We start from the raw sequence: 20,680 nt of genomic DNA on the forward strand, positions 1-20,680 counted from the left end.
GTTGGAACCGAAAGGGTTTGAATTCTTTTGGAGTTATAAAAAAATGTTCTACCTTTGCACCCGCATTCGAAAGAAAGCACTGTAGGATTGATTCGCTAGCTCAGCAGGTAGAGCACAACACTTTTAATGTTGGGGTCCTGGGTTCGAGCCCCAGGCGGATCACAAAACATAAAATTAATCCCTTGATAATCAGTCGTTATCAAGGGATTTTCTTTTAATATTCTTCACATATACTTATTCTACAAGCATAGAGTGACACGGTAATTCGATTATAAAAGTAGTACCTATCCCCAGTTGGGAATCGACTAATATCCGCCCGTTCATCTTCTCGACGATCAGTTTGCAGATAGGTAAGCCCAGACCGGCCCCTTGAGCAAAGGAATCCAATTTCTCAAACCTTTCGAATATCTTTTCAAGCATATTCTGCGGGATGCCCCGACCGGTATCTTTAACACCGATTCTGACAGATTGGTGATCTACCTCATAGAAGACTTCCACATGTCCGGTGGTAGTGTTCTTTAAGGCATTCGAAAGGAAATTACTCAAGATCTGTTTGATACGCAGTCTATCCAGTTCTACCAGAGAATCATGTGCCGGATAGTTAGTCAGAAGTTCAACGCCGGATGGTACTTGATGAGCATACTCCGCTACACTCTCGTCAAGAAGCTCGGTAAGGTTAACCCAGTCCAGACGCAATTCCAGATAACCGGATTCTATTTTAGAAAGATCAATTACATCATTAATCAGATTTAATAATAGTTTGTTGTTATGTCCAATCAGAGAATTATATAGTTCCTTTTCCGCTGCATTTTCCGTACTAGTCAACAGGCTTGAAAAGCCGACAATAGCATTTAAAGGAGTACGGATTTCGTGACTCATATTAGCCAGGAAAGCGGACTTTAACCGATCGGACGCTTCAGCTTTATCACGTGCCTTGACAAGCATTTCTTCTGTCCTTTTCAGTTCTGTGATATCATAATTGATGCTGATAATTTCGATAATCCGGTCTTGCGGGGCATATTTCTTTACTAACAGATTGACATGCGTCCATGTGTATGTGCCATCCTCCCTAAGGACACGCATCTCTTTGCTAAGTTGGGTGGTAAGTCCCTTTCGTGCGTCGTCCAAAAACCGAATCAACAAGGCACGGTCATCGGGGTGGAAATGCCGGTATGTGCCAAAGATGTCGGACAACGGAGTTTCATCCGCTTCACCCACATTTCTGTACCAACTTTTTTGAGCATAGCCGTGTCCACTCAAAATATTGAAGTGGGCATAACCGACCTTGGCATAATCACCGACCAGTTCAAAGAACTCCTCAAACTCCTGAATCTTATTATAGGCTACCGTTGTTTCTGTCTTATCCGCATTAATCAATAGATAGTTTATCGGTTGATGCTCACTATCATATAATGTAGTCACTTTAGTCACTAAATCAATTGTACCCTGTTTTTGGGTATTCTGATAATACGAACCAACCTTCGAGAAGTCATAACGGAAAGTAAAGTCGGCATCTTCATTTTTCTTCAGCCGTTCTTTCATTTCTTTCGGAAAAATAGGATTATCAAAAATATTGATACCCAATACGTCTTCTTTCTTCTCTATATGAAACATTTCTAATTCCTTATCGTTCAGATCCACCAATACCCCATCCATATCATATAACTCGATACCAATAGGCAAATACTTGAAAATGTTAGATAAGAGACGCTCACTGTATTGCAAAGCTTGGTAAGCAGATGCCATATCAGGACCATCTTGCACTTCAGATATACCATAGACGATTTCGTTTCCGTCTTCATCCGTTTCTTGAAAGCATACCTTGCTACGTACCCAAACAGATCCTTTCACCGTATCAAGCAAATACACCACCTCCGGCCGTTGATACACACCATAAGAATGAACAGTTGTAGAAAGTTGTTCCTCTTTCTGAATACGTTTATTGAAATCTTCAAAACTAATAACTCCGGTCTGATCCAGACCTAATAACTCTACTATAAAGTCAGAACATTCATAATTCGCAGTTGATAAATTGGCTTTCCACCATCCCATATTAGCGTTAGCCATCAACTGCGAGAAAAAGGTAAAATCTTGTAGTCTATTCATAACGCTATTTATCATTTTATTATTTTTCGGGCGCAAAAATATAGATTAGCGACAAATCTAACTTTCAGAAAGACACTTTTTTAGCATATTATAAGAAGATTATTTGTGATTAAACTAAAAAATTTCCGGTTGAAACTTTCTCTAAAAGAGATTATTTCAACCGGAAATTTTACAATCGTCAAGTTCCTTATTTTACTTTTTCAAGGACTGATAAACAGCTTTTGCCATCACTTTAGCCCCTTCTTCATTCGGATGGATCTTATCCGGAAACAATTGGGGCATTCCGTCCATTGCTGCGTGAAGATCGATGACAGACAAGTTATTTTTCTTGGCAACCTTCTTTATCATCGGAATGATTTGTTTAGAGATGATATCATCGTTGATATTATCACCGGTCTGATAGGCTTTAGAAGGATAACAAAGATAAATCTTCGGTTGAGCTGGCAGCGCTTTGAAAGCATCGACCATTGTTTGCAGATCTTTCGTGAAGTCGGCCTTATATTTCCAGTTGAATGATTTACTGTCATTCGTACCCAACTTGATAACAACGATATTAGGATTGAAAGCCAGCGCATCCTGATAAGCTTTTTCATTCATATAAGGATGATCGCCCTTGTTCAGCAGAGTGCGGGCACTGACTCCGAAATTCTTTACCCAATAAGCCTCTCCCAACATACGGCTCAACACGGCCGGATAACTGTCACGATCACGATTCTTGATACGTGCTCCATACGTAATACTATTTCCAATGCAAGCTACACGGATAGCATCTTTATGAGGAACTTTGAAACTACGGAGCCAAGACGTCAGTTCGTCCAACATTTCATTCTTATAGAGGAAACCCTCGCGAATTCCCCATCCATGTCCGCCGGAAGGGTAAATATGAAGTACCGAAGGAACATTGTTCTTGTTCAGCGCCAAATAATAATTAACTCCGTTAGCAGGCGGAACGACTTTATCATCATCACTATATACGATAAAAGCACGCGGTGTATCTTTCGTCACTTGCTTTTCATTAGAATATTCAAGTTCCAATTCAGCAGAAGCATCTTTTCCCAAAAGGTTGTCGTGAGAGCCCCTATGGGTATAAGATTTATCCATCGTAATCACAGGATAAAAAAGAATCTGAAAGTTCGGACGAAGTTCGGGCTTAGCATGAGTGGCAATGGTAGAAGCCAGATGTCCACCGGCAGAAGAGCCCATGATACCAATGTCATTCGGGTTCAAATTCCAGACATTGGCACTGTCACGCACCAATTTCATTGCTGCTTCAGCATCCGAAATGGGTAATGTACGATCACCGTTCGGCATCCGGTATTTTAGCACAATCAATGCAATACCTTGTTTATTAAAGTAGGGAGCCCAATCACAGCCTTCGTGTTCGAATGCCAAATGTGAATATCCACCTCCCGGACACGCAACCACAGCACGTCCTGTAGCCAGTTCCGGCGCAGGAAGAAATACGCGAAGTGAAGGTTGTTCAATATCAAAAGGTTTCGGAGCATTTTGCGCTACCACTCGTGAACCAGCAAAAAAGAGAAGCAGCAAGATAAAAATAGTAGAAAATTTCTGTTTCATAGTATCTATGTACTTTGATTAATGAATAATTAGATGCGCGAAGATAGTAATTTTGCGTATCTTTGCACCCCATTTTGATTAGAAAAATTATATGCAAGGAATAAAGAATCTGACACAAGGCCCTATCAATCGTCAACTGTTTAATCTGGCAATGCCGATCATGGCAACGTCGTTTATCCAAATGGCATATAGCCTCACAGATATGGCGTGGGTAGGACGACTGGGAAGTGAAGCCGTAGCCGCCATCGGTTCTGTCGGAATCCTGACCTGGATGTCCGGTTCTATCTCCTTATTAAATAAGGTGGGATCTGAAGTGAGTGTCGGACAATCCATCGGTGCGCAAAGCCAGGAAGATGCCCGCAGTTTCGCGTCTCATAACATCACGATTGCTTTGATTATTTCCATCTGTTGGGGCACACTCCTTTTTATATTTGCAGAACCTATCATACGCATCTATGAACTCGAGGATCATATTACGGCCAATGCCATCCAATATCTGCGGATTGTTTCTACCGGATTACCTTTTGTCTTCCTCTCCGCCGCCTTCACCGGAATTTATAATGCAGCAGGGCGCAGTAAAGTCCCGTTCTTTATCAGCGGCACAGGATTGATACTGAACATCATTCTGGACCCGCTCTTCATTTTCGGTTTCGGGCTGGGAACCAATGGTGCGGCATACGCTACCTGGATTGCGGAAGCAAGTGTTTTCCTGATTTTCGTTTATCAGTTGCGTTGCCGGGATGCCCTGCTTGGCGGTTTCCCTTTCTTCACGCGGCTAAAGAAAAAATATACACGGAGAATCTTTAAACTGGGATTGCCCGTAGCTACTTTGAATACGCTATTTGCTTTCGTCAATATGTTCCTTTGCCGCACCGCCTCGGAACAGGGAGGACACATCGGACTGATGACTTTCACCACCGGAGGGCAAATTGAAGCAATCACCTGGAATACCTCACAGGGATTCTCCACCGCTCTAAGTGCCTTCATCGCCCAAAACTACGCCGCCGGACGAGTGGAACGGGTACTTAGAGCCTGGTATACGACTTTATGGATGACGGGAATCTTCGGTACATTCTGCACATTACTATTCGTTTTCTTCGGGAATGAAGTTTTTGCCATATTCGTCCCCGAACAGGCGGCCTACGAAGCCGGAGGTGTGTTCCTCCGTATCGACGGATATTCGCAACTTTTTATGATGCTCGAAATCACCATGCAGGGAGTATTCTACGGCATCGGACGCACCATCCCTCCTGCCATTATCAGCATCAGTTGCAACTATATGCGTATTCCGCTTGCCATCCTGTTTGTACGGATGGGCATGGGAGTGGAAGGAATCTGGTGGGCAGTCTGCATCACCACGGTTGCCAAAGGGTTAATTCTTTTGAGTTGGTTCATTATTATTAAAAAGAAGTGTTTGAGTATTCCTTCAACGATAAAAGGATAATTATCATTTCCCTTTATTAACAAACAAAGGGGCTCGTCCGAGTTATTTTAACTTAAAAAGTACACGCTTGCCAAATAATATGTATCTTTGCATTGTTATTAATAATGCGAAGTGATTCGTATAAAAACATTTTTTATAAACCAATTAAAAAACATCAACATTATGAACAAGATGAAATTTATGGTTCTCTTCATGAGTATTGCCATGATATTTGGTAGCTGTGGAAGTATGAACAACACTGGTAAAGGTGCTGCTATCGGTGGTGGTTCGGGTGCTGCACTAGGTGCGATCCTGGGAGGTGTTATCGGTAAAGGTAAAGGTGCTGCTATCGGTGCTGCTATTGGTACGGCAGTAGGTGCAGGTACAGGTGCTCTTATCGGTAAGAAGATGGACAAAGCAGCAGCAGAAGCAAAACAAATTGAAGGCGCACAAGTAGAACAGATAACAGACAACAACGGATTGCAAGCCGTGAAAGTAACATTCGACTCGGGTATTCTTTTCACTACCGGTAATGCAAATCTAAGTGCTGCTGCTAAATCTGCTTTAAGCAAGTTTGCCAACAATGTGCTCAACCAGAACCGGGATATGGACGTGTCTATCTACGGATATACCGACAACCAGGGCTGGAAGAACAGTACTGCTGCACAAAGCCAGCAAAAGAACCTGAACTTATCACAAGAACGTGCGCAAAGTGTGTCCAGTTACTTGTTGAGTTGCGGTGTTTCCACCAATCAGATCAAGAGTGTACAAGGAATGGGTGAAAGCGATCCCGTTGCAAGCAATGACACTGCTGCCGGTCGCGAACAAAACCGTCGTGTAGAAGTATACATGTACGCAAGTGAGCAAATGATTAAAGATGCACAAGCAGCTACTCATTAAAAAATTACTGCGCTATACGCGCAACCTGCTGATTTTCTTCTTTGCATCAACGCTACTGGCAGTGATTATTTATCGTTTCATGCCGGTTTATGTAACTCCGTTGATGGTTATCCGAAGCGTTCAGCAAGTTTTTTCAGGAGATAAACCCACGTGGAAGCACACGTGGGTTTCTTTTGATAAGATATCTCCCAACCTGCCGATGGCGGTCATAGCCTCCGAAGATAACCGTTTTGCCGAACACAACGGGTTCGACCTCGTAGAAATCAAGAAAGCGATGAAAGAAAACGAAACACGCAAACGGAAACGGGGAGCAAGCACCATCAGTCAGCAGACAGCCAAGAATGTGTTCTTATGGCCGCAATCGTCGTGGGTACGCAAAGGGCTCGAAGTCTACTTTACGTTTCTCATCGAACTCTTCTGGTCGAAAGAGCGAATCATGGAAGTCTATCTCAACTCTATAGAAATGGGAAATGGCATCTACGGCGCACAAGCAACCGCAAAAAATAAGTTCGGAACAACAGCCGACAAACTGACCCGGGGACAATGTGCACTCATCGCCGCCACCCTCCCCAACCCGATACGATTTAACTCGGCGAAACCTTCGTCATACATACTAAAACGACAAAGTCAGATATTACGGCTAATGAATCTGGTTCCTAAATTCCCACCGGAAGAGAAGGCCGTTGAAAAGAAAAAAAGCAAAAAAAAGAAAAGCAAATAACAAGAAAGAATTTATAACCTAGTTTAATTTACGATTAGACGAATAGGTGATTTACGATTAGACAATTTACGATGTACGATTGAAATAACTTTTGGAATTATAAGTACTTATCTTTGCATAAGTATCTCCTCATTCACAATTCAAATTTCAATCGTACATCGTAAATCGTTTAATCGTAAATAAAATTAGGTTATAAAAAAGGAAGGAGCAATGAGAATCTATCTCTTTGCTCCTTCTGCTAATAAGCTTGTTTGTATGCGCTATCCTCATTTATACAAAATCTTTCAATTCCTGTTGTAAACGTTGACGTGTGAAGAATATGCGGCTCTTCACTGTGCCTAATGGTAATCCTAATTTCTCTGCGATTTCGCGGTATTTAAAACCAGATACGTGCATAGAGAAAGGAATCTTATACTCCCGGGGGAGTGCGTTGACGATGCGGTGCATTTCTTTCAGGTCGTAAGCACCTTCCGTACTTTCAAATCCTGAATCTTGTGGCAGATTTAAGTGATAATAATTATCGGTTGTGTCAACAAAAGTTTGATCGCGTACTATTTTACGGTAGTTATTTATAAAGATGTTGCGCATGATAGTGTACATCCATCCTTTGAAATTTGTGTCCGGAACATATTTTTCTTCATTATCTAATGCTTTTAAAGATGTTTCCTGCAATAAGTCATTTGCTTCTTCACGGTTGGCCGTCAATTTATAAGCAAAACGAAGCAACTCTTCCTGTACTCCAATTAAATCTTTTCTGAAACTTAAACTTTTCATACTTTAATGGTTTTATGGTTAATATTTCGTTTTTCTCGATGTTTGCAAGTTTAAAGGTATTTTGCTTATCAAGCAGGGTAGGATCCGTTATTTTTTAGGGTGAAATTCTATCAATTGACAGATTTTGGGTGCTTTCTGACAGTTTTTAGGTGGTATTAGCGAAATTTACCCCCTACTACTTGGTTAAAAGAACCAAATAGATTACTTTTGATTTTATATTATTAAATAAAACAAAAAGCTATGACCATACTTATTATTGTAGGGATTATTGTATTACTGGGCATCTTCTTTGCTTCCATGTACAACTCATTAGTGAAATTGAGAAACAATCGTGAAAATGCGTTCGCCGACATCGATGTACAGTTGAAACAACGCCATGATCTCATTCCCCAACTGGTAGACACCGTGAAAGGATATGCCGCACACGAAAAGGAAACGCTCGACCGGGTGATTCAGGCACGTAACGGTGCAGTCGGCGCAAAAACGATTGATGATAAGATAGCTGCCGAAAACCAGTTAAGCTCTGCTCTTGCAGGATTGAAAATCACTCTCGAGGCTTATCCCGATTTGAAAGCTAATCAGAATTTCCTGCAATTACAGGAAGAAATTGCTGATGTAGAGAATAAACTGGCTGCTGTCCGCCGTTACTTCAACTCGGCAACCAAAGAATATAATAACGCCGTACAGACATTCCCATCGAATATAGTAGCAGGAATGACCGGATTCCAAAGAGAAATCATGTTCGACCTGGGGAAGAATGAACGTGCGAATCTGGATCAGGCACCTAAAATAAGTTTCTAAACTCTTTATTCACACCGTCCACTCAATTACAAAAGTTGAACACGCATGCAATACGTCGGAATCCAAACACAGCAGAGCCGGAATAATCTGCGCTCTGCGTTTCTACTGTTCCTGTTTCCCTGTCTCGTGGCAGCACTCCTCTATTTATCCTGCTACCTGTTGGTTCTTTTTGGATACGGAAAGAGTATGGAAATAGAAATAATGCCAATGGTCAATCATTTCTTCCTCTCTTCGTTGCCATACACCATGGGAATCGTAATCATCTGGTTTCTGATTGCCTACTGGGCTAACACAAGCATTATCAATTCTGCCACCGGTTCCAAACCGCTGGATCGTATAGAGAATAAGCGCGTTTACAACCTGGTAGAAAACCTATGTATGTCGCAAGGCATGAAGATGCCGAAAATCAATATCATCTATGACAGTTCTCTGAATGCATTTGCAAGCGGCATCAATGAACGTACATACACTGTTACCCTCTCGGAAGGTATCATCAAAAAACTGAATGATGAAGAACTGGAAGCAGTGATTGCACATGAGCTAAGTCATATCCGCAACCGTGACGTGCGCTTGCTGATAATATCCATCGTCTTTGTCGGTATCTTCTCCATGCTGACAGAAATCACATTATATACCATCACGCACATACGTGTACGCAGCAACAGCAAAGGTAGTGGCGGTATTTTTCTTTTCATTCTACTCGCTTTAGTGATAGCCGCCATCGGTTATCTTTTCTCAAGCCTGATGCGTTTTGCCATTTCACGCAAACGCGAATACATGGCAGACGCGGGATCGGCAGAAATGACAAAGAATCCGTTGGCACTGGCCAGCGCTCTCCGCAAAATATCAGCAGATCCTGCTATCGAGGCAGTAGAAAGGAAAGACGTGGCGCAATTATTTATACAGAATCCTAAAAAGAAATCGAAAAGTATATTCAGCGGAATCAACGGATTGTTTGCCACTCATCCTCCCATTGAAAAACGAATTGAAATACTGGAACAGTTCTAAAAGCCTGTTCTAATTTTCTTCCCAAGCGTTTTTATTCAAAAGTTGATTATGCCCTTAATTGGTCTAAACTTATAAATAACAGGGATTTCTGTTTAATTTTCATTAAAGGAAACAGAACTATCCCTGTCTTTTTCTTATATTTGGTTGTTATACATATATACATCAACCTAAATACAACTGATATGAGAACGAAGAAACAAATCTTTATGCTGTTACTAGCCTTGCTAGTGGGCATCCCTACCCTTTCGGCTCAAAGTAAAAAGGAAAAGAAAGAACAGAAGAAAGAAGCCGTAAAGAAGCTGATTGAATCTGAAAACTACAAGATAGATGTCAACACCGCCATGCCGATGCGCGGACGCTCCATCCCTTTGACATCTTCCTACTCACTGGAAATCAGAAACGATTCGGTCATTTCTTATCTGCCTTATTATGGACGGGCTTACAGCATCCCCTATGGCGGAGGCGACGGGCTAAATTTTAAAACTGTGCTCAAAGAATACAGTATGAAAATGGATAAGAAAGGAAATGCCGTCATCGAGTTTATCGCACGCAATCCCGAAGACAGGTATGAATACAGAGTCAAAGTATTCCCCAATGGTTCGGCAAGCATTGATGTCAATATGCAAAACCGTCAGTCCATTAGTTTTCAGGGGGAGCTGTATATAAAGGAAGAGAAGTAAGAAACAAAAAACAAGTAAGAGAAACGGGCTAAATAATTTTGTATTATTAAGCGTGGATTGCACGGATTACACGGTTGTTAGAATGATGATTACCATACAGCAACCGTGTAATCCGTGCCTAATTTTATAATATAAACTATTAATTATTAGCTATCCGATAGAAACAAGATGAACACATTCACTCGGGCAGTATCTTTTTTATTCTTCCGGCTCTTCCCCACCTTTTAATATAGGCAGGCAAATGTGATATTTTACAGCTAAGATGCGAGTCAGAAATACGGCTGATCCGCCAATCAACTGACAAGCGTAGGACTCCATACCTGCGAGATCGCAAATCCAATATGCTATACCGCCTACCACGCAAGCCATTGCGTAAATCTCCTTTCGGAAGATAAGAGGTATTTCATTGATAAATACGTCACGAATGACCCCACCGGCCGCTCCCGTAATGCTACCCATGATAATCGCCACCCAGAAAGGATAACCCAGAGCAATGCTCTTGCCTACACCTACCACGGTAAACAGTGCCAGACCGATGGTATCGAAAATGAAGAAAGTATTATTGAGCCGGATGAGCCAGCGTCCGAAACAGATGACCCATAACAAAGCCAGTCCTGTACAAATCAGATAGATAGGGTCGGTCATCCATCCCGGTGTCACGTCGAGCAGCACATCACGGATAGTACCGCCGCCGATAGCCGTAGCAAGTCCTACCACATAAGCGCCGAACCAGTCGAAACGTTTCGCCGAAGCTAGCCGGATACCACTAATAGCAAAGGCAAATGTGCCTATAAAATCAAGAATTTGAACGAATGTGGGCATATATTTGTTATTTTGTATGCAAAGTAACGAATAAATTCCGTAAGAAAATGTACTTTTGCTTCACGAATTAAACCGAATTAGGTAGAAACAATATGAAAATAACAATTGTTGCGGGGGCACGCCCCAATTTTATGAAGATAGCTCCCATTACACGCGCTATTGAAGCCGCACGGGCGCTGGGTAAAAGTATCTCTTACCGACTGGTTTATACCGGGAGGAAAGACGATACGAGTCTGGATGCTTCTCTCTTTTCGGATCTCGACATGAAAGCTCCTGATGTATATCTGGGAGTGGAAAGCAGTAATCCAACGAGTTTGACAGCCGGAATCATGGTAGCCTTTGAACAAGAACTGACGGAAAATCCGGCACACGTAGTCCTTGTGGTAGACGACTTGACCGCAACCATGAGTTGTGCCATCGTTGCCAAGAAACAAGGCATCAAGGTAGCGCATCTCGTAGCCGGAACCCGTTCTTTCGATATGAAAATGCCGAAAGAAGTCAACCGCATGATTACAGACGGACTATCCGACTATCTGTTCACAGCCGGCATGGTTGCCAACCGCAACCTAAACCAGACGGGAACGGAAAGCGAAAACGTATATTATGTAGGCAACATTCTGATTGATGCCATCCGCTATAACCGGAACCGCTTGCTCAAACCGATATGGTTCTCCGTCCTGGGACTGCAAGAAGGAAATTATCTCCTATTTACTCTCAACCGTCGTGTATTACTCGGCAATAAGGAGAATCTGCGTCAGTTGATGAAAACAATCATCGACAAGTCCGCCGGTATGCCTATCGTTGCACCGCTACATACCTACGTACGTAATGCCATTAAAGAGTTGGACATCGAAGCTCCGAATCTCCATATCATGCCACCGCAGAACTACCTATTCTTCGGTTATCTGATAAACAAGGCGAAAGGAATCATAACAGATTCGGGAAACGTAGCCGAAGAAGCGACCTTCCTGGGTATTCCTTGTATCACACTCAACACGTATGCCGAACATCCGGAAACGTGGCGCATGGGCACCAACGAACTTGTCGGAGAAGATCCTGCCCTGCTTGCCAAAACCATGGATACACTGATGCACGGTGAATGGAAACGTGGCGAACTTCCCGAACGTTGGGACGGACGTACCGCAGAGCGTATTGTACAGATACTTACGAGCAAATAATATTTACCCGGCATGTTCCATTCCGTTTCCCGGCATGGGACTGTTAGTTTCAAGCAATGAAACTAATAGTTTCACACCGAGAAACAAAGTGTTTCACACCGAGAAACCAACAGTTTCATGCCGGGAAACAAAAAGTTTCAAGGGTCGAAACAAAAAGTGCCCTACAACGGGAGCAAAGGTTTCAAATACCGAAACCGGGAGAACGAAATGCGGAAACGCCCTTATCAAAAGGATTAACAGCGGGATGTTCCTTGAATTATCGGACGATATATGCTTGTAAACAACAAAAAACGATGGGTAAAAAAAGTTATATATTCTGTTATCCTTAGAGTTATTTGTTAACTTTGCAGCCCTACTACGAACGTTATGATACAACGATATAACAAAATACTTATACTGTTCTTACTCGTATTGGTAGCTTCCAATGCTTTTGCGCAGCAAATTAAAGGGGTAGTCACTGATTCGATTACCCACGAGCCATTGATGTATATCTCTGTTTACTACCAAGAAAAGAGAGATATGGGTACCATCACCAATATTGACGGAGAATACAGTCTTGACACCCGCAGAAACGGAGGAACACTGGTGTTCTCCGCTGTAGGTTATATCAGTAAAACGGTTCGGGTTGGTTCCAACAATCAGACAGTGAACGTTAAGTTAGCTCCGGATAATGTGCTCCTGAACGAGGTTGTCGTGAAACCTCAAAAGGAGAAATATTCCCGCAAGAACAATCCGGCAGTGGAATTCATGAAGAAGGTAATCGAACACAAAAAGGCACAAGTCCTCGAAGTGAACGAGTACTATCAGTACGACAAGTACGAGAAAATGAAAATGTCTATCAACGACCTCACACCGGAAAAGCTCGAAAAAGGTATCTACAAAAAATATTCATTCTTAAGAGACCAAGTGGAAGTGTCGGAAACAACCAATAAGTTGATTCTCCCTATTTCCGTACAGGAAACGTCCTCGCAAACCATCTACCGCAAAAATCCCGAAAACAAGAAAACGATTATCAAAGGAAAGAACTCCAATGGTATAGAAGAATTTTTCTCTACGGGAGATATGCTTGGCACCGTACTGAAAGACGTATTTGCCGACATCAATATCTACGATGATGATATCCGGTTGCTTCAGCAGCGTTTCGTCAGTCCGATCGGTAACAATGCCATCTCATTTTATAAATATTATCTGATGGACACATTGATGGTAAACAAACGCGAATGTGTCCACCTCACTTTTGTTCCGCAAAACTCGCAAGACTTCGGATTCACCGGACATCTGTATGTATTGAATGATTCTACATACGCCGTTCAGAAATGTACAATGAACCTGCCTAAAAAGACCGGAGTCAACTTTGTCAACCGCATGGACATCACGCAACAGTATGAGCAACTGCCCAACGGCAACTGGGTGTTGGCGGATGATGACATGACCGTAGACCTTTCCTGGAATTCTAACAAAACAGCAGGTGGATTGCAGGTGGAACGAACCACGAAATATAGTAACTATAAATTCGATCCTATTGAACAACGACTGTTCCGGTTGAAAGGCAGCGTGATAAAAGAAGCGGATATGCTCTCGAAAAGCGATGAGTACTGGGCGAGTGTCCGTCAAGTACCATTGACAAAGAAAGAAAGTTCGATGGACGTATTCGTCAACCGTCTCGAACAGATTCCGGGATTCAAATACATCATCTTCGGAGCGAAAGCACTGATTGAGAACTTTGTAGAGACAGGAAGCAAAGAGCATCCGAGCAAAGTGGACATCGGCCCTATCAACACCATGATTTCGAGCAATTACATTGATGGTACCCGTTTCCGGTTGAGCGGTATGACTACGGCTCATTTCGACAAGCACTGGTTCTTGAGCGGATACGGAGCGTACGGTCTGAAAGACGAACGCTGGAAATATAGCGGAACGGTGACTTATTCGTTCAACAAACGCGATTATGTGGTTTGGGAGTTCCCGAAACATTATCTTTCGGCAACGTACAGTTATGACGTAATGTCTCCGATGGACAAATTCCTGTTTACGGATAAAGATAATATCTTCCTGTCGGTCAAGACAACGACAGTAGACCAGATGTCGTATATGCGCGACGCCACCATTAATTATGAACTCGAAACGCTGACCGGATTCGGAGTGAAAGCCATGTTGCGACACCGTAACGACGAGCCTACCGGCAAACTGGAATATCTGCGTAATGATGCTGCACAAACCCGTGTGCACGATGTCACGACTTCCGAAGCTAGTCTGACGCTGCGCTATGCGCCGGGCGAATCATTTGTCAACTCCAAGCAACGCCGCGTGCCTGTGTCGCTGGACGCTCCTATCTTTACGCTCACTCATGCCATGGGTTTCAAAGGAGTATTGGGTGGGGATTACAACTTTAACCGTACGGAAGCAAGTGTGTGGAAACGTTTCTGGCTCCCGGCTTCCTGGGGAAAGATTGATTGCAGCGTGAAAGCAGGTGCAGAATGGAACACAGTTCCTTTCCCGTTGTTAATCCTGCCGGAAGCCAACTTGTCCTACATCACCCAGCGCGAAACGTTCAACTTGATTAATAACATGGAATTCCTGAACGACCGTTACGCTTCCATGTCATTATCCTACGACATGAATGGAAAACTCTTCAACCGTATTCCTCTTATCAAGAACCTGAAATGGAGGGAAATGTTCCGTGTACGTGCTTTGTGGGGAACATTGACGGACAAGAACAATCCGTTCAAGAGCAACAATCCCGATTTGTTCCGTTTCCCGACACGCGACGGTAAGTTCACCAGTTTCGTGATGGACCCGAAAGTGCCGTATGTCGAAGCAAGTGTAGGTATCTACAACATTTTCAAGTTGCTGCACGTTGAGTATGTACATCGTTTCACTTATCGTGATAATCCGGGTATCAACAAAAACGGTATCCGCTTCATGGTATTAATGGTATTCTAAAAAATTATGCAACCACTAGCAGAACGGTTACGGCCAAAGACTTTGGATGATTATATCGGTCAGAAACATTTAGTTGGACCGGGGGCTATCTTGCGGAAAATGATTGACGCAGGACGCATCTCTTCGTTTATTCTCTGGGGACCTCCCGGAGTGGGTAAAACAACCCTTGCGCAAATCATTGCCAACAAACTGGAAACACCTTTCTATACGTTAAGTGCCGTGACTTCCGGTGTGAAGGATGTGCGCGAAGTGATAGAACGTGCCAAGAGCAACCGCTTCTTTTCACAGTCCAGCCCGATTCTGTTTATCGATGAAATCCATCGGTTCAGCAAGTCGCAGCAGGATTCTCTGTTGGGAGCGGTAGAGAACGGAACAGTCACGCTGATTGGCGCAACAACGGAGAATCCGTCGTTTGAGGTCATCCGCCCTCTCCTGTCCCGCTGCCAGCTTTATGTGCTCAAATCTTTGGAGAAAGAAGATTTATTGGAACTTCTGCAACGTGCCATCACCACGGATGCCGTATTGAAAGAGCGCAAAATTGAATTGAAAGAAACAACCGCCATGTTGCGTTTTTCCGGTGGAGACGCCCGCAAGCTGCTTAATATATTGGAACTCGTTGTGCAATCGGAAACGGAAGAGACTGTCGTCATCACCGATGAAATGGTGACCGAACGGTTGCAACAAAATCCGCTGGCATACGACAAGGATGGGGAGATGCATTATGACATTATCTCCGCTTTCATCAAGTCTATTCGTGGCAGTGATCCCGACGGAGCGATCTACTGGCTGGCCCGTATGGTGGAAGGAGGCGAAGATCCTGCTTTCATTGCCCGCCGACTGGTGATTTCGGCTGCCGAGGACATTGGTTTGGCAAACCCGAACGCACTGCTTCTCGCTAACGCCTGCTTTGAAACATTGATGAAAATCGGCTGGCCCGAAGGACGGATTCCTTTGGCTGAAACAACGATTTATCTGGCTACCAGTCCGAAGAGTAATTCGGCATACAGCGCGATCAATGACGCACTAGAGTTAGTCCGTTCAACCGGTAATCTGCCTGTCCCCTTGCATCTGCGCAATGCTCCGACCAAACTGATGAAGCAACTGGGCTACGGACAGGAATATAAATATGCACACAGCTATGAAGGTAACTTTGTCAAACAGCAATTCCTCCCGGACGAACTGAAAGACAAACGGATATGGCAACCGCAAAACAATCCGGCAGAGCAGAAGCATGCCGAACGGATGATACAGTTGTGGGGAGACAAATTCAAGAAATGATATTTTCAGGCATAGATTACACGGATTACGCAGATGCTTCATGCAAAGCATATTTTAAGAAAACGTGAAATCCGTGTAATCCGCGCCTATAATATCAATATATTGTTAAGAAAACACGTATAACTTATTATTAATATTGAAATTGAAATGAAGATTGTAGTTTTAGACGGCTTTGCCGCCAATCCCGGAGATTTATCCTGGGAAGGTATGAAAGTTCTTGGAGAATGTACAATTTATGATCGTACAGCTCCGGAAGAGGTATTAGAACGTGCAGCCAGTGCAGAAGCAATTCTGACTAACAAGGTAATCATCAATGCAGACCACATGGCTGCACTGCCCGAACTGAAATATATCGGTGTATTGGCTACCGGATACAACGTGGTAGACACAGCTGCTGCCAAAGAACGGGGAATCGTCGTTACTAATATTCCTTCATACAGCACCGCTTCCGTTGCTCAAATGGTATTTTCGCATATCCTGAACATCACTCAACAAGTGCAACACCACTCCGAAGAAGTGCACAAAGGCCGTTGGACAAACAACAAGGATTTCTGTTTTTGGGACACTCCGTTGATGGAACTTCGGGATAAGAAAATCGGTCTGGTAGGATTGGGAAACACCGGATATACCACAGCGCGTGTTGCTATCGGATTCGGTATGCAAGTGTACGCATTGACTTCTAAATCCCACTTCCAATTGCCACCGGAAATCAAGAAGATGGATTTGGATCAATTGTTCAGCGAGTGTGATATTATCAGTTTGCACTGCCCGCTTACGCCGGAAACACGCGAAATGGTGAATGCACGCCGTCTTGCCATGATGAAGCCGACAGCCATCTTAATCAATACCGGTCGCGGACCGCTTATCAACGAACAAGATCTTGCAGATGCTTTGAACAGCGGTAAGATTTATGCAGCCGGCGTAGACGTGCTTTCTACCGAACCGCCTTGTGCCGACAATCCATTGCTGACAGCAAAGAACTGCTACATCACTCCGCACATTGCCTGGGCAACCATAGAGGCTCGTGAACGTCTGATGAATATTGCAATCAGCAATCTTCAGGCTTACATTTCTGGCAAACCGGAGAATGTAGTCAATAAATAATTAGCATTAGTGTAATTCATAACGAGGGTGTCATAATGCCCGAAGTGTTTAGGCACACACGTTAAGTATAAAATATATAAAAAGCTCCCTTTATTTTATCTCTCTACCATGACTTAGAGTGATGTTAAATAAGGGGAGTTTATTTGTTCCGACTAGAATCTCTATTTCAAAATTCTATATGGACAATGTATGAGTGTATGGACAAAATTATTAGTACACAGACACAAGACTAATATACAAATTAATATATTAGTATGAGTGTCCTCCTTCATCCATTTCTTTCTCGGTAATCTTATGCCGGTCGATACTACGCCAAGCGTAGAAAATATAAGCAATCACGAACGGAACAAGAATAGAAACATAAGCCATTGTCTTCAGTGTAAATTCACTGGAGCAGCTATTGGCTAATGTTAATGAGCTTTGCAGGTCAGTGTATGACGGATAATAGGCAGTGTTGTTATACCCTGCTACCAGTAGCAAAGACAAAACAGTCAGCACCGTACCGATTCCTGCAAACCAGATACCTTTATCAAAAGTCTTTTTAAGCAATGTCTTTCCGATACCGAAAAGAACCAGTACCACTCCAATCAGGAATAAAGCCAGCACTACCGGCATTTCGATAAAGTTTGTGAGATACTTGTATGGCTGCATATAAATCTCCTGTGTTTCCGGGTTAACAGCAAAGCCTTCGGACACCAATGTACGAATGACAAACGACAAAAAGAATACAAGGAACAAGACTGTGTTATTGCGTACTGCACGACGACATTTGTCGGTCAGTTCTTTGTCATCAATATTATTAATGAAATAGAGTGCTCCCAATACACGGGCAAGGAAGAAGACAGCCAATCCGAGAATTACATTCCAGATATTCGTCAACGCATCCAATCCGTGCCAGCCATTTCCCCAATGACTGATTACCGGCATAATAGTGTCTGTCATATTGGCCTTATTAATATAGAAATCAGAACCGGTGAAGAAAGTAGCCACCGCCCCGCCAAGTAACACAGGACCCACTACCCCATTAATCACCAAGAAAGTCTGATATGTCTTTTTACCTAACAGATTTCCTGCCTTACTCTGAAACTCATAACTGACAGCCTGCAATACAAAACTGAAAAGTATAATCATCCAAAGCCAATAAGCACCACCGAAACTGGTACTGTAGAACAACGGAAAAGAAGCAAAGAAAGCTCCTCCAAACGTCACCAACGTAGTAAACGTAAACTCCCACTTACGCCCGGTAGAATTCACCATCATCTTACGATGCTCTTCGGTTTTACCCAGACAGAACAATAATGAATTACCTCCCTGCACAAACAATAAGAACACGAGTATGGCTCCCAGCAAGGAAACGACAAGCCACCAATATTGTTGCAAAAATATATACATAAGTTTCAAGTATTAAGTAATAAGTATTAAGTATTATGCGTCCGGTCCTTTCTTGATAGCTTTCACCATAATTCCGACACCTGCAATCAGCATCACTGTAAACAGGAGCAGGAAGATAAAGAACGTAGTTTGCACGGAGCTTACATCCAGTTTGGAGATAGCAGCCATCGTAGGCAACATATCGCGGATAGCCCACGGCTGACGACCACATTCGGCAACCACCCATCCGGCTTGTCCGGCGATGTAACCCAAAGGAATTGTCAGCAAAGCAATCCAGTGCATCCAGCGCATCTTACTCAAATCCTTTTTATAGATAAAGAAAAGAACGACTATAAAGAACAGGATGAAATATCCGCCCAAGATTACCATTATACGGAATGCGTAGAAGTTGAGAGGAACATTCGGAACCAGTTGGTTCACGTCTTTGATATATCCGTAGCCAAAATAGGGAATATTTTCCTGCAATACATTATATGCAATCTTTGCATCCTCCTCGTGTCCGGCACTCTTTGCAGCACGATAGGCAGCTAATGCGCCGATAGCCGTTTTACCACGTTCTATCTTCTCGGCAGCAGAGAGAGCCTTCGATCCGTCTTTCAACTGATACCCACCTTCGATGATATTCGTAATGCCCGGAACGTAACCGTCCACATTACGCTCGGCAAGGAAAGAAAGCATACTCGGGATTTCAAAACGGAAGAGGAAAGGATCTTTCCCATCGTTGTAAGTCTTCTTTTCAGGGTTCAATACTCCTATTCCGACCAGACCGACATTCGTTCCGCCTTCATACAGACCTTCCACTGCTGCCAGTTTCATCGGTTGTGTCTGGGCAATCTGATAACCGGAACCGTCACCCGTCCAAACAGAAAGCAACGATGCTACCAATCCGAAGATTGCACCAATCTTGATACTGGCCAGTGCAAACTCACGATTTCGTTTCTTCAGCAAGTACCAACAACTGATACCGACCACAAAAATAGCACCCAACACCCAGCCGGACAATACCGTGTGGAAGAACTTATTGACTGCTACAGGCGAGGTAGCCACCGCCCAAAAATCAACCATCTCATTACGGACAGTGTCAGGATTGAATTCCATGCCTACCGGATGCTGCATCCATGCGTTGGCAACGAGAATCCACCACGCAGAAATCGTAGCTCCCAATCCTGTCAGCCAGGTGGAAGCCAAGTGGAAACGTTTACTTACTTTTCCCCATCCGAAGAACATAACCGCGATAAACGTAGCTTCCATAAAGAATGCCAGAATACCTTCAATAGCCAACGGAGCACCGAAGATATCCCCTACAAACCACGAATAATTGCTCCAGTTCGTACCGAATTCAAACTCCAGAATCAACCCCGTTGCCACACCGATGGCAAAGTTAATACCGAAAAGTTTCATCCAAAACTGGGCAGTCTTTTTCCAAAATTCGTTGCCTGTTTTATAATACAGCGTCTCCATGATTCCCATCACCACTGCCAGTCCAAGTGTGAGGGGAACAAAAATCCAGTGGTACATGGCTGTCATCGCAAATTGGGCTCTCGACCAATCGATCAGCGAGGTGTCAATACTTTCAATCATAATCCTATGTAGTTTAAGAGTTAAAAATCAGTAGATTTATCGGGGATGGCACGTTCTATCAGTTCATTTCCCACGTATGTACCTTTATCGGCATCCGTTGGGTGGTCGCCGAGGAAATCAGGGAAAAAGAACATTTTGAGGATGAAGAACATGACGAATAATTTCAGCAAAATAATAACCCATAGGGTACGTCCTAAGGTCATACTACGGAAGCCCTCCAAATAGAAATTCCAGATCGTAAGCAGTGTATTCTTCATATATTTACGTTATAATTTGTAATGAGTACAAATATACATTTTTTATAATTAAAACAAACAAGTAGTCAAAAAAGTTGCAAGATTTGTCGTGTTTTTCTTCAAAAACCTACCTATCGACAGAAAAAAATCATTTA

Annotated in this window: 17 protein-coding genes and 1 tRNA gene; 11 read left to right on the forward strand and 7 right to left on the reverse strand. The window is 43.2% G+C overall.

Annotation, left to right across the window (positions count from 1 at the left end; genetic code table 11):
• Window positions 1-89 precede the first annotated feature (89 nt).
• A tRNA-Lys gene (locus BSCG_RS15250) sits at window positions 90-162 on the forward strand.
• 72 nt (window positions 163-234) lie between these two features.
• On the opposite strand, the gene BSCG_RS15245 is transcribed toward BSCG_RS15250, so the two are convergent.
• Both BSCG_RS15245 and BSCG_RS15240 read right to left on the reverse strand, forming a co-directional pair.
• Entirely contained in the window at window positions 235-2,106 is a 1,872-nt protein-coding gene (locus BSCG_RS15245) for a PAS domain-containing sensor histidine kinase (RefSeq protein WP_032849488.1), read from the reverse strand.
• A 192-nt stretch (window positions 2,107-2,298) separates the two neighbouring features.
• The gene (locus BSCG_RS15240) at window positions 2,299-3,684 is read right to left on the reverse strand and encodes a GDSL-type esterase/lipase family protein (protein ID WP_004315933.1); all 1,386 of its coding nucleotides are present in this window, start codon (window positions 3,682-3,684) and stop codon (window positions 2,299-2,301) included.
• Between the two features lie 91 nt (window positions 3,685-3,775).
• On the opposite strand from BSCG_RS15240, the gene BSCG_RS15235 reads away from it, so the two are divergent.
• The 3 genes from BSCG_RS15235 to mtgA all read left to right on the forward strand — a co-directional run bounded on the left by BSCG_RS15235 (window position 3,776) and on the right by mtgA (window position 6,728).
• On the forward strand, window positions 3,776-5,128 hold the full coding sequence (locus tag BSCG_RS15235) for an MATE family efflux transporter (RefSeq protein WP_008643882.1): 1,353 nt from the start codon (window positions 3,776-3,778) through the stop codon (window positions 5,126-5,128).
• 162 nt (window positions 5,129-5,290) lie between these two features.
• On the forward strand, window positions 5,291-6,007 hold the full coding sequence (locus BSCG_RS15230) for an OmpA family protein (RefSeq protein ID WP_004311588.1): 717 nt from the start codon (window positions 5,291-5,293) through the stop codon (window positions 6,005-6,007).
• Window positions 5,985-6,728: a monofunctional biosynthetic peptidoglycan transglycosylase gene (gene mtgA, locus BSCG_RS15225; RefSeq protein WP_004311587.1), complete on the forward strand. Its 744-nt coding sequence runs from the start codon at window positions 5,985-5,987 to the stop codon at window positions 6,726-6,728. Before BSCG_RS15230 ends, mtgA begins: the two co-directional genes overlap by 23 nt.
• A gap of 270 nt (window positions 6,729-6,998) precedes the next feature.
• Here mtgA and BSCG_RS15220 read toward each other — a convergent pair whose 3' ends face one another.
• Window positions 6,999-7,502 (reverse strand): RNA polymerase sigma factor, encoded by a 504-nt coding sequence (locus BSCG_RS15220; protein ID WP_004300346.1) that lies wholly within the window; start codon window positions 7,500-7,502, stop codon window positions 6,999-7,001.
• Window positions 7,503-7,742: 240 nt separating this feature from the next.
• Here BSCG_RS15220 and BSCG_RS15215 point away from each other — a divergent pair, with 240 nt between their 5' ends.
• The 3 genes from BSCG_RS15215 (at window position 7,743) to BSCG_RS15205 (ending at window position 9,991) form a co-directional block, all read left to right on the forward strand.
• Window positions 7,743-8,303 carry a LemA family protein gene (locus BSCG_RS15215; RefSeq protein WP_004311585.1) on the forward strand — a complete coding sequence of 187 codons (561 nt, stop codon included), beginning with the start codon at window positions 7,743-7,745 and terminating at the stop codon, window positions 8,301-8,303.
• Window positions 8,304-8,348: 45 nt separating this feature from the next.
• On the forward strand, window positions 8,349-9,311 hold the full coding sequence (locus tag BSCG_RS15210; RefSeq protein ID WP_008643886.1) for a M48 family metallopeptidase: 963 nt from the start codon (window positions 8,349-8,351) through the stop codon (window positions 9,309-9,311).
• Window positions 9,312-9,493: 182 nt separating this feature from the next.
• Complete coding sequence (locus tag BSCG_RS15205; protein WP_008775890.1) at window positions 9,494-9,991, forward strand: DUF4251 domain-containing protein; 498 nt, start codon at window positions 9,494-9,496, stop codon at window positions 9,989-9,991.
• 198 nt (window positions 9,992-10,189) lie between these two features.
• Here the strand turns inward: BSCG_RS15205 and BSCG_RS15200 are convergent, their stop codons facing one another.
• Window positions 10,190-10,813 (reverse strand): trimeric intracellular cation channel family protein, encoded by a 624-nt coding sequence (locus tag BSCG_RS15200; RefSeq protein ID WP_004311582.1) that lies wholly within the window; start codon window positions 10,811-10,813, stop codon window positions 10,190-10,192.
• A 92-nt stretch (window positions 10,814-10,905) separates the two neighbouring features.
• On the opposite strand from BSCG_RS15200, the gene wecB reads away from it, so the two are divergent.
• The 4 genes from wecB to BSCG_RS15180 all read left to right on the forward strand — a co-directional run bounded on the left by wecB (window position 10,906) and on the right by BSCG_RS15180 (window position 17,316).
• A complete protein-coding gene (gene wecB / locus BSCG_RS15195) occupies window positions 10,906-11,991 on the forward strand; it encodes a non-hydrolyzing UDP-N-acetylglucosamine 2-epimerase (RefSeq protein ID WP_004311581.1) in 1,086 nt (361 codons plus the stop codon).
• 366 nt (window positions 11,992-12,357) lie between these two features.
• Window positions 12,358-14,934 (forward strand): DUF5686 and carboxypeptidase-like regulatory domain-containing protein, encoded by a 2,577-nt coding sequence (locus BSCG_RS15190; protein ID WP_004311580.1) that lies wholly within the window; start codon window positions 12,358-12,360, stop codon window positions 14,932-14,934.
• A gap of 6 nt (window positions 14,935-14,940) precedes the next feature.
• Window positions 14,941-16,212: a replication-associated recombination protein A gene (locus BSCG_RS15185; protein ID WP_004316871.1), complete on the forward strand. Its 1,272-nt coding sequence runs from the start codon at window positions 14,941-14,943 to the stop codon at window positions 16,210-16,212.
• Window positions 16,213-16,359: 147 nt separating this feature from the next.
• Window positions 16,360-17,316, forward strand: coding sequence for a D-2-hydroxyacid dehydrogenase (locus BSCG_RS15180; protein ID WP_008775891.1), 957 nt, complete (start codon window positions 16,360-16,362; stop codon window positions 17,314-17,316).
• 249 nt (window positions 17,317-17,565) lie between these two features.
• Here the strand turns inward: BSCG_RS15180 and cydB are convergent, their stop codons facing one another.
• Genes cydB through BSCG_RS15165 form a run of 3 tightly spaced genes read right to left on the reverse strand, consistent with a single transcriptional unit; the run spans window position 17,566 to window position 20,546 of the window.
• Window positions 17,566-18,708, reverse strand: a complete 1,143-nt coding sequence (cydB, locus tag BSCG_RS15175; protein ID WP_004313357.1) for a cytochrome d ubiquinol oxidase subunit II — start codon at window positions 18,706-18,708, stop codon at window positions 17,566-17,568.
• A gap of 33 nt (window positions 18,709-18,741) precedes the next feature.
• Window positions 18,742-20,289: a cytochrome ubiquinol oxidase subunit I gene (locus BSCG_RS15170; RefSeq protein ID WP_004313358.1), complete on the reverse strand. Its 1,548-nt coding sequence runs from the start codon at window positions 20,287-20,289 to the stop codon at window positions 18,742-18,744.
• A gap of 20 nt (window positions 20,290-20,309) precedes the next feature.
• Entirely contained in the window at window positions 20,310-20,546 is a 237-nt protein-coding gene (locus BSCG_RS15165) for a DUF4492 domain-containing protein (protein ID WP_004313359.1), read from the reverse strand.
• Between the last annotated feature and the right edge of the window lie 134 nt (window positions 20,547-20,680).

Source organism: Bacteroides sp. 2_2_4, assembly GCF_000157055.1.
Taxonomy (GTDB): domain Bacteria; phylum Bacteroidota; class Bacteroidia; order Bacteroidales; family Bacteroidaceae; genus Bacteroides; species Bacteroides ovatus.